The organism is Pseudoalteromonas sp. BZA4, from assembly GCF_040104395.1.
In the GTDB taxonomy this organism is placed as follows: domain Bacteria; phylum Pseudomonadota; class Gammaproteobacteria; order Enterobacterales; family Alteromonadaceae; genus Pseudoalteromonas.
Genome location: NZ_JBECOT010000102.1, coordinates 1 through 7,167 on the forward strand (window position 1 = coordinate 1; position 7,167 = coordinate 7,167).

The 7,167-nt window shown below is 40.2% G+C and carries 11 protein-coding genes; all 11 read right to left on the reverse strand.

The features are described from left to right. Positions 1-282: 282 nt before the first annotated feature. Positions 283-633, reverse strand: a complete 351-nt coding sequence (locus ABMY41_RS20940; protein WP_004589646.1) for a hypothetical protein — start codon at positions 631-633, stop codon at positions 283-285. A 50-nt stretch (positions 634-683) separates the two neighbouring features. Next, complete coding sequence (locus tag ABMY41_RS20945; protein ID WP_235378325.1) at positions 684-1,055, reverse strand: cation transporter; 372 nt, start codon at positions 1,053-1,055, stop codon at positions 684-686. A 10-nt stretch (positions 1,056-1,065) separates the two neighbouring features. Then, positions 1,066-1,488 carry a hypothetical protein gene (locus tag ABMY41_RS20950; protein ID WP_008467863.1) on the reverse strand — a complete coding sequence of 141 codons (423 nt, stop codon included), beginning with the start codon at positions 1,486-1,488 and terminating at the stop codon, positions 1,066-1,068. After that, positions 1,472-2,137, reverse strand: a complete 666-nt coding sequence (locus ABMY41_RS20955) for an isoprenylcysteine carboxylmethyltransferase family protein (RefSeq protein ID WP_063529850.1) — start codon at positions 2,135-2,137, stop codon at positions 1,472-1,474. Before ABMY41_RS20955 ends, ABMY41_RS20950 begins: the two co-directional genes overlap by 17 nt. Next, positions 2,130-2,465 (reverse strand): DUF2933 domain-containing protein, encoded by a 336-nt coding sequence (locus ABMY41_RS20960; protein ID WP_063529849.1) that lies wholly within the window; start codon positions 2,463-2,465, stop codon positions 2,130-2,132. The genes ABMY41_RS20955 and ABMY41_RS20960 overlap by 8 nt, the downstream gene beginning before the upstream one ends. Then, on the reverse strand, positions 2,455-2,643 hold the full coding sequence (locus tag ABMY41_RS20965) for a hypothetical protein (protein ID WP_199524944.1): 189 nt from the start codon (positions 2,641-2,643) through the stop codon (positions 2,455-2,457). The genes ABMY41_RS20960 and ABMY41_RS20965 overlap by 11 nt, the downstream gene beginning before the upstream one ends. A gap of 15 nt (positions 2,644-2,658) precedes the next feature. Next, complete coding sequence (locus tag ABMY41_RS20970; protein WP_212748213.1) at positions 2,659-2,808, reverse strand: P-II family nitrogen regulator; 150 nt, start codon at positions 2,806-2,808, stop codon at positions 2,659-2,661. An 8-nt stretch (positions 2,809-2,816) separates the two neighbouring features. Then, entirely contained in the window at positions 2,817-3,170 is a 354-nt protein-coding gene (locus tag ABMY41_RS20975) for a cupredoxin domain-containing protein (protein WP_063529848.1), read from the reverse strand. A gap of 11 nt (positions 3,171-3,181) precedes the next feature. Then, on the reverse strand, positions 3,182-5,425 hold the full coding sequence (locus ABMY41_RS20980) for a heavy metal translocating P-type ATPase (RefSeq protein WP_235378324.1): 2,244 nt from the start codon (positions 5,423-5,425) through the stop codon (positions 3,182-3,184). Between the two features lie 101 nt (positions 5,426-5,526). Continuing rightward, entirely contained in the window at positions 5,527-5,940 is a 414-nt protein-coding gene (locus tag ABMY41_RS20985; RefSeq protein ID WP_016708244.1) for a MerR family transcriptional regulator, read from the reverse strand. A gap of 305 nt (positions 5,941-6,245) precedes the next feature. Then, positions 6,246-6,704 (reverse strand): hypothetical protein, encoded by a 459-nt coding sequence (locus ABMY41_RS20990; protein WP_349276164.1) that lies wholly within the window; start codon positions 6,702-6,704, stop codon positions 6,246-6,248. Between the last annotated feature and the right edge of the window lie 463 nt (positions 6,705-7,167).

The following is a 7,167-nucleotide window of genomic DNA, read 5'->3' on the forward strand; positions in this document are numbered from 1 at the left end:
ATAAAAATGCTATTTTGTTCATACTCAATGCGGTTGTTGATTGGTTATGTTTGGCGACTGATCTGATCGCGCAAACCGCATTGAGTTCCCTTCCTCGGGTGATCTACTATTTGGAACAGCTATTTAGGATGCCAGCCCATACCTTTCTAATTCATATGTAACATTTTTTCTGTCGTACTGGCATCAAGATAACCAGAACTGAGCAAACAATCTCAAAGGTTGTACAAAATAACACTAAAGTTTTATTGTTATGCTCTTGTGGTGGCTTTCGCCACCACTTTATTAGTTTTCAAGTTCCACCATATCTTTCGCTGCAATGTCACCAGACACTAGCTTTACAGTTGCGAAATGATCATTCACAATTTTAGTAATTTGTACCGTTCCTACCTTTTCGATAGTGTAGGGATCTTCACCTTCACTCAATACTATTCTTTCATGGAATCTAATAACACTGTATTTTTGCCCAACCTCTGCGCCATGCTTAGCACCAATACAGATTAGAGTTCGATTATCAGAACTTTCTACTACCTGACCTCTCATCATGTATTTATGATAAAAAGTGGTATTGGAACAACCCACTAAATATAAACCGAATGTAAGCAATAAAAGAGCTTTTATATAGGGTGTTTTCATCACTGTTACCTCATTTGACTAACTAATTATCTATACACTTTTTTATGAATTCATTTGTTTTTCCGGCCAGCCCCCGAAGGTGCTTGATGACAACTCCAAGGCTTATGAACAGAGTTATCTTTGATGTTCTGATCAACAAATTTATAGTAACTTTCTTTAGTATGTGTCCACCAATCATTATGAACATCTGCGCCATACTTACGGATTACCTCCTCAATCCCATCAAGGCTTACGTTTGCGGCATCATAGGCAAGGTGTATTTCACCTTCTTTGATGTTGTAACTAACTTCATCTATACCAAAAAGCTGATCTATTTCTTTTACTAACTCGTCACAGCTTTCTTCTGTGACATTGCTAAGCTTTAGATTTCGAACAACTAAATTTTGCTCTCTAACGCCAACTCTACGATCTAAATCGCTCATAATTTTTCTCCTAATGTTTGTGTGAATGCTGTTGATTGCTATCTTTCATTTCTTCCATTTTGCGGTTCATCTGCGGCATCATGTTCCCCATCATTTCTAAATGATGTTCAGCCATCTTGATTTGTTGATGCATTGGCATTTCTTCCATGTTTTTGTGCATCGATTGCATCATCTTCATCATTGAACGGTGATGTTCAACCATCATCTGCTGTTGCTTTTCAGGATCTTTTTCAGTTTTAATGGCATGGACTTCCTTTTTCATTTCCATCATCTTTTTGTGCATTTCTCCCATGTTCTCATGTGGTATTGCCATGCCTTGATGCATATCAGCTTTGTTCGCACCTTCATGTTTATGCTCATTGTTTTGGGCAAATGAGCTAGTGGTTATCAGTAGTGAACTAATAAATAAAATTGATTTAGTTAACGTTTTCATGATTTTTACCTTCTACACTTTTATTAAAATTTGGGATCCAACTTGGTGTCGATTCCATATACCTGTGGTACTCCGAACCAAACTCAGCAATCGCTTGTGCTTCTTCGCGTTTCGCTAGCTTGACGTAAACAACGACTAAGATCGGAAACATCGCAAGTGTTGGGATTGTCGGCCACTGCAATAAAAAGCCGAACATGATTAGAATGAAAGCTACATACTGTGGGTGGCGACACCTTGCATACCATCCAGTTGTAGCCAATTGATGATGCTTTTGCGCGTGATGCAATACATTCCATGCTGAAGACAACATAAAGAAACCTGCAACAATAAACACCATACTCACTATATGAAATGGGTCCCAATGGGCATCACCTTGAAATCCAAAGAAAGTATGTAATAAATGCCCATTCTCATGCGCAAAGAAATTTACTTCTGGATAGGTCTCCGTCAGCCACCCCGACAGAAAATAGATAGTTAAAGGAAAGCCATACATTTCAGTAAATAGGGCAACAATAAAGGCGGAGAACGCTCCAAGGCTTCGCCAATCAGTAGATGTTTTTGGTTTGACAAAACTAAAGGCAAAAAAGATAAAAATTGCTGAGTTCAGTATCACCATTGACCATAAGCCATAATCATATGTCTCATTCATCACTGTTCTCCTTTTTATGTGATTCCTTACGTCCTTCTTCTAAACCTTGTATGTAGCCGTCACGATAGGCAGCATTTTTATCCGTGAGTTCTTGAAAGCTCTCTTCCTTTTTCTCATCAGGCGCATGTGAATGATCGTGGCCATGTTTGCCATGACTGCCATGCATAAATACGTGCATCAACGGGCATAGCAATAAAATCAAATAAGGAAGAAATTGCAGTACATGCTGTCCATGTTCAAAGATTAAAAAATAGGTGGCTGCGGCAATAAGCACCAATGCAGCCCAACCCGTGGGTGTTGACCAAAATTTAGGGTGCTCATTTTTCATATTGGCCTCCTATTGACCTTAAATCTTCCGCTGAAGCTTCAGACTTAGAATTTATCCAGAAGAGATTATCCACAGGGGAGATACTAACTAGTCCTTCTCCTTCAACGTTGGTATACGCTGCATCAAGCAAAACTTTAGCAACATGTTCTGCATCATCAAAAGCAACATAAATTGTCATAACTATATGTGCTGATTAGTGATTTCTGTTGTAAGTATCAGCATATGCACCTCTGCCCGTTGCTTTATGAATGGTAAAGCCTTTATAGCCATGTGAAAGTAGTGCCTCTTCTACTCGTGTTAACACCATTTCATCGAAAATGGCGGTCACTTTTTTCATGTTCATAAACCCTCCTAAACAACCTTTAAGACACCGCGATACATTTGCATCTGACAATGAAACTCATGCTCTCCCGGTGATAAGTTCAATAAGGTAATTTGAGTAATTTCATTTAATTTAAGCTGCTCGCTTATCTCCAATGATGGAATAAGCATTGTTTCAGCGCAGGGTGATTGATCTTTGCGCATAAACTTCAGAGTGACAGGTTGACTAGCAGACACTTGGATTGAGGATGGTGAATACACGCCATCCCTCACTTCAATGAGTACTTCATTACCTTGAACAATTGTTTTATTGGGTTTGTATAGCCAAAACCACCAAACAATCAGTGCGATTAACACTAAGCCTAATAAGTTAATTAACATCATCGTGTTTCTCCTTAATTCTCTTTTGCTTTAAACAAGCGAAGTCGATTTGCATTTGACACGACAGTCAATGACGAAAACGCCATTGCAGCACCTGCAATTACAGGGCTAAGCAGAATGCCAAAGAAGGGATATAGAACCCCCGCAGCAAAAGGAATCCCGGCTACGTTATAGACAAACGCGCCAAACAAGTTTTGTTTTATATTTCGTAAAGTAGCTTTGCTTACCGCTATGGCATCAGCTAGGCCATGAAGTGAACCACGCATTAGGGTAATGTCAGCACTTTCGATAGCTACATCAGTCCCTGTGCCTATGGCGAAGCCAACATCGGCTAACGCTAGCGCAGGAGCATCGTTGATGCCATCTCCTGTCATACCAACAATTTCGCCGCCTTCTTGTAGCTCTTTCACCTTGTTGGCTTTATCTTCTGGCAGCACTTCAGCAAGAAACTCACTAATACCCGCTTTTTTGGCAACAGCAGCAGCGGTTTCCTTGTTATCACCCGTTAACATGATGACGCGTATACCATTAGCCTGAAGTCGTTTGATAGCAGAGATTGAGTCTGACTTGATAGGATCTGCAACAGCAATGATTGCTGCAAGTTCACCATCTACAGCAAAGTACATAGGTGTTTTGGCTTCTTTGGCTAAAGACTGCGCTTGTTCAACAAAGCCTGTGAGGTCTATGCCTTTTAACTTCATTAGTTTATCGTTTCCGAAAAGCAGAGCTTTATTGTTGCAGTTTGCTTCTACACCAAAACCCGTAATGGCGTTAAACGCTTCAATTTTTAGTAACTCAATATCCTTATCTAACGCACTTTCAACAATCGCTTGCGCTAAAGGGTGCTCTGAGCCGCTCTCTAAACTTGCAGCAAGCTGTAGTACGTCTTTTTCGTCCGTAGCTTTTGCTAAAACAATATCGGTTACCTTAGGTGCCCCTTCAGTAATAGTGCCCGTTTTATCTAAAATCATGGCAGTGATTTTAGAGGCGGTTTGCAGTGCCTCACCGTTTCGAATTAGCACGCCTGCTTCTGCGGCCTTTCCTACTCCGACCATGACAGACATGGGCGTTGCCAAGCCCAAAGCACATGGGCAGGCAATAATGAGTACAGTAGTTGCTGATACGATGGCAAAAGCAATTGCTGGCTCAGGTCCAAAGTTAAGCCATGCTAGCGCACTTAACACAGAGATGATCATGACAACAGGAACGAAAAAAGCTGAAATAACATCAGCCAAGCGGCCAATCGGCGGTTTAGAATTTTGTGCTCGTTTCACCATATTGATGATTTGCGCAAGCGCCGTGTCTTTTCCAACACGTGTGGCTTTAAACATAATCATGCCTGATTTGTTCAAAGTACCAGCGACAACCTCATCTTCTTCGGCTTTTTCAACAGGCATAGGCTCGCCTGTCAGCATGGACTCATCAATAGAGGTGTGCCCTTCCAATACCACACCATCGACGGGAATTTTTTCGCCCGGTTTTACCTTTACAATATCGTTAAGTAAAACCAGCTCAATACCAATCTGAACTTCTTTGCTATCACGAACTACGGTTGCCGTTTTGGCCTGCAAGCCGATAAGACGCTTAATGGCCTCAGAGGTTTTACCTCTGGCTTTTATTTCTAATGCCAGACCTAAATCAATTAAGCCAATGATCATGGCGGTAGCTTCAAAATAAACATGCCGTGCCATTAATGGAACGGCGTCAGGTGCAAACACGACAACCATCGAATACACCCAAGCTGTACCTGTTCCTAAAGCTATTAAAGTGTCCATATTAGCGGAGTGGTTTTTAAAGCTTTTCCAAGCGCCAACATAAAAATGCTTACCTGAAAAATACATAACACCAAAAGTTAAAATGCCTACAACCAGCCAAGACATGCGTTCAAGGTTTGTTTCAACCGTCATTTCTCCAACCACAATGCTGTAGATCATCAAAGGAACGCCGAGTGAAAGGGCAATAAACGTATCGCGCATTAGCTTTTTGTAATATGCCCAATCCGCCGCCTCTTTCTCATCAAGCGCATCTGTTGCTGAGCTATCATCAATTGGCTTCGCGTTATACCCCACTGACTCAACAGCTTTGATCAATTCTTCTGTTTTAGCTGTCCCATAAACTGTTACTGTCCTATCAGCAAAATTCATTTCCGCACTGACGACTCCAAGAGTTGCCTTCAACGCCCCTTCAATTTTGCCTACACAGCTAGCACACCCAGCGCCTTCAATGATAAGCTGTTGGTTATGTGATACTTTCTCCAACGTATTCTCCTTACTTTTACACGAAGAGGATTGAGCTTTTGCCTTACAGCAACAGCCTGATTCAGTTTTTATATTTGTGTTAGTAGCCACCCTTTTTCCTCCTATGCTTTTTTAATTTGCTCAAAGTTTTCGATGAGATGACAAACCATGTTTGCAGTCGGTGCTTTGTCTTCCATTTCTTCCCATTGAGAAAGCGCAGAAGACATTTTTCCTCGAAGTGCCAACATTGCTTGAAACTGCTTTTCTGTTTCTTCAAGCCGCTCTTTGATCAGGCTTCTGACTAATGGGCACGCACTTTTACCATCTTCAGATTCATTAATAATTTCCTTGATATCTGCAACGGAAAAACCAAGGTTTCTGGCACTTAAAATGAATTTAAGTCTCGATACTTCTTTATTCGAGTATGACTTGTAGCCGTTCACTGACTTAGCTGGTTTTAACAATCCTAATCTGGTGTAATAGCGCACCGTATCAGCAGTCGTTCCAAGGCTTTTTGCCAGCTCTGCAACTTTCATGTTCACTCCTTAGTTCTTCACCTAAGTTTGTAATCTCACCTACAGCTTAGACCTGTGTCTAAGACACAGGTCAAGTGATTATTCGTGATTAATAATGCAAAAGCTAAAAACTAATTTTTTGGTAAAAGAGAAATCTCGGTCAAAATCGACAGCATTAAGTACTGTAAATAGCAATAGTTTGAGCATTTTCATAATGCCTTTCCAAATATCGTACTAATCGTTCAAAACAATTGGTTATTTAAACCAATGAAAAAATCATTCTATTTTGATGGGAGTGGCGAAAAAAAGACGCACTGTTCCCGTGATTAGCCAATAATTGGTGGACGATAAAGTAAGAGATGGATACCAGATTTTGGTAGGGGTGTACGCTGTAGAATTAGCTCAGAATGAATATTGCAAATACCTTCGTCTTGCGCTTCCACAAGATAGGCATTTAAATGAAAGCTTGTACAAAAACCGCCTTCACAACAAACACAATCACCAGCTTTACATTTTTCACAGTCTTCATCACCATGACGGTTTTTAGAATCTTGCGAATTTTCAGTGTGATAGTGACTATTGTCAATCATTGATTGATGATGCATATTTTTGCTTGGTTGTATAATATGCGTGTCGGATGAGCCATTATGATGCTCTTCACAATTCATTGGTTTAGCAATAGCAAAGCCATGCTGCGTAAGCAACAGAGTAATTACCACTATTTTAAACCACTTGAAAAGTCCAAACATTATCATTCCTTCTTTAGCACCTACAATATTAGCCACTTTGTAAAAATAATTTTATGATCTTGATCAAACTTTGAACTAAAACCTAAACTTTTTACTTTTTACTTTTTACTTTTTACTTTTTACTTTTTACTTTTTTAAACAGCTTAAACTTAACAAGTATAAAAGGGGTGTCTAATTTATACTCATGAGATTGAAGCCAAGCATGAGCACCATTAAAAAAAATAAAAACCCTACGCTCATAACTAGGTATTGAGTAATGGATCATTTTTCCAATTGTTCAGCTTTAAGCGCAGTACTTTGCAACAATCGGTTCTATCCCGGGCACATCCTATTCCCGTTCATCAAAAGTGATAAAATGGCCTATTGTACGTCTGTGAACTACTCGCGCCTAAAGGCATCGAGCTTCCAAGATAATAGCCTAAGCTACTAACCTTTCTTTTTTGACGCTTCGTTGGACACCGCTAGTCGAGCTTTTGACTCGGCTAGTCTTACGATTGCC

Bases quoted from the DNA above. Each gene is read 5' to 3' on its own strand.
- ABMY41_RS20985 (WP_016708244.1), bottom strand. From the start codon at position 5,940: ATGAAAGTTGCAGAGCTGGCAAAAAGCCTTGGAACGACTGCTGATACG.
- ABMY41_RS20955 (WP_063529850.1), bottom strand. From the start codon at position 2,137: ATGAATGAGACATATGATTATGGCTTATGGTCAATGGTGATACTGAAC.
- ABMY41_RS20950 (WP_008467863.1), bottom strand. From the start codon at position 1,488: ATGAAAACGTTAACTAAATCAATTTTATTTATTAGTTCACTACTGATA.
- ABMY41_RS20945 (WP_235378325.1), bottom strand. From the start codon at position 1,055: ATGAGCGATTTAGATCGTAGAGTTGGCGTTAGAGAGCAAAATTTAGTT.
- ABMY41_RS20965 (WP_199524944.1), bottom strand. From the start codon at position 2,643: ATGACAATTTATGTTGCTTTTGATGATGCAGAACATGTTGCTAAAGTT.
- ABMY41_RS20940 (WP_004589646.1), bottom strand. From the start codon at position 633: ATGAAAACACCCTATATAAAAGCTCTTTTATTGCTTACATTCGGTTTA.
- ABMY41_RS20970 (WP_212748213.1), bottom strand. From the start codon at position 2,808: ATGAACATGAAAAAAGTGACCGCCATTTTCGATGAAATGGTGTTAACA.
- ABMY41_RS20960 (WP_063529849.1), bottom strand. From the start codon at position 2,465: ATGAAAAATGAGCACCCTAAATTTTGGTCAACACCCACGGGTTGGGCT.
- ABMY41_RS20975 (WP_063529848.1), bottom strand. From the start codon at position 3,170: ATGATGTTAATTAACTTATTAGGCTTAGTGTTAATCGCACTGATTGTT.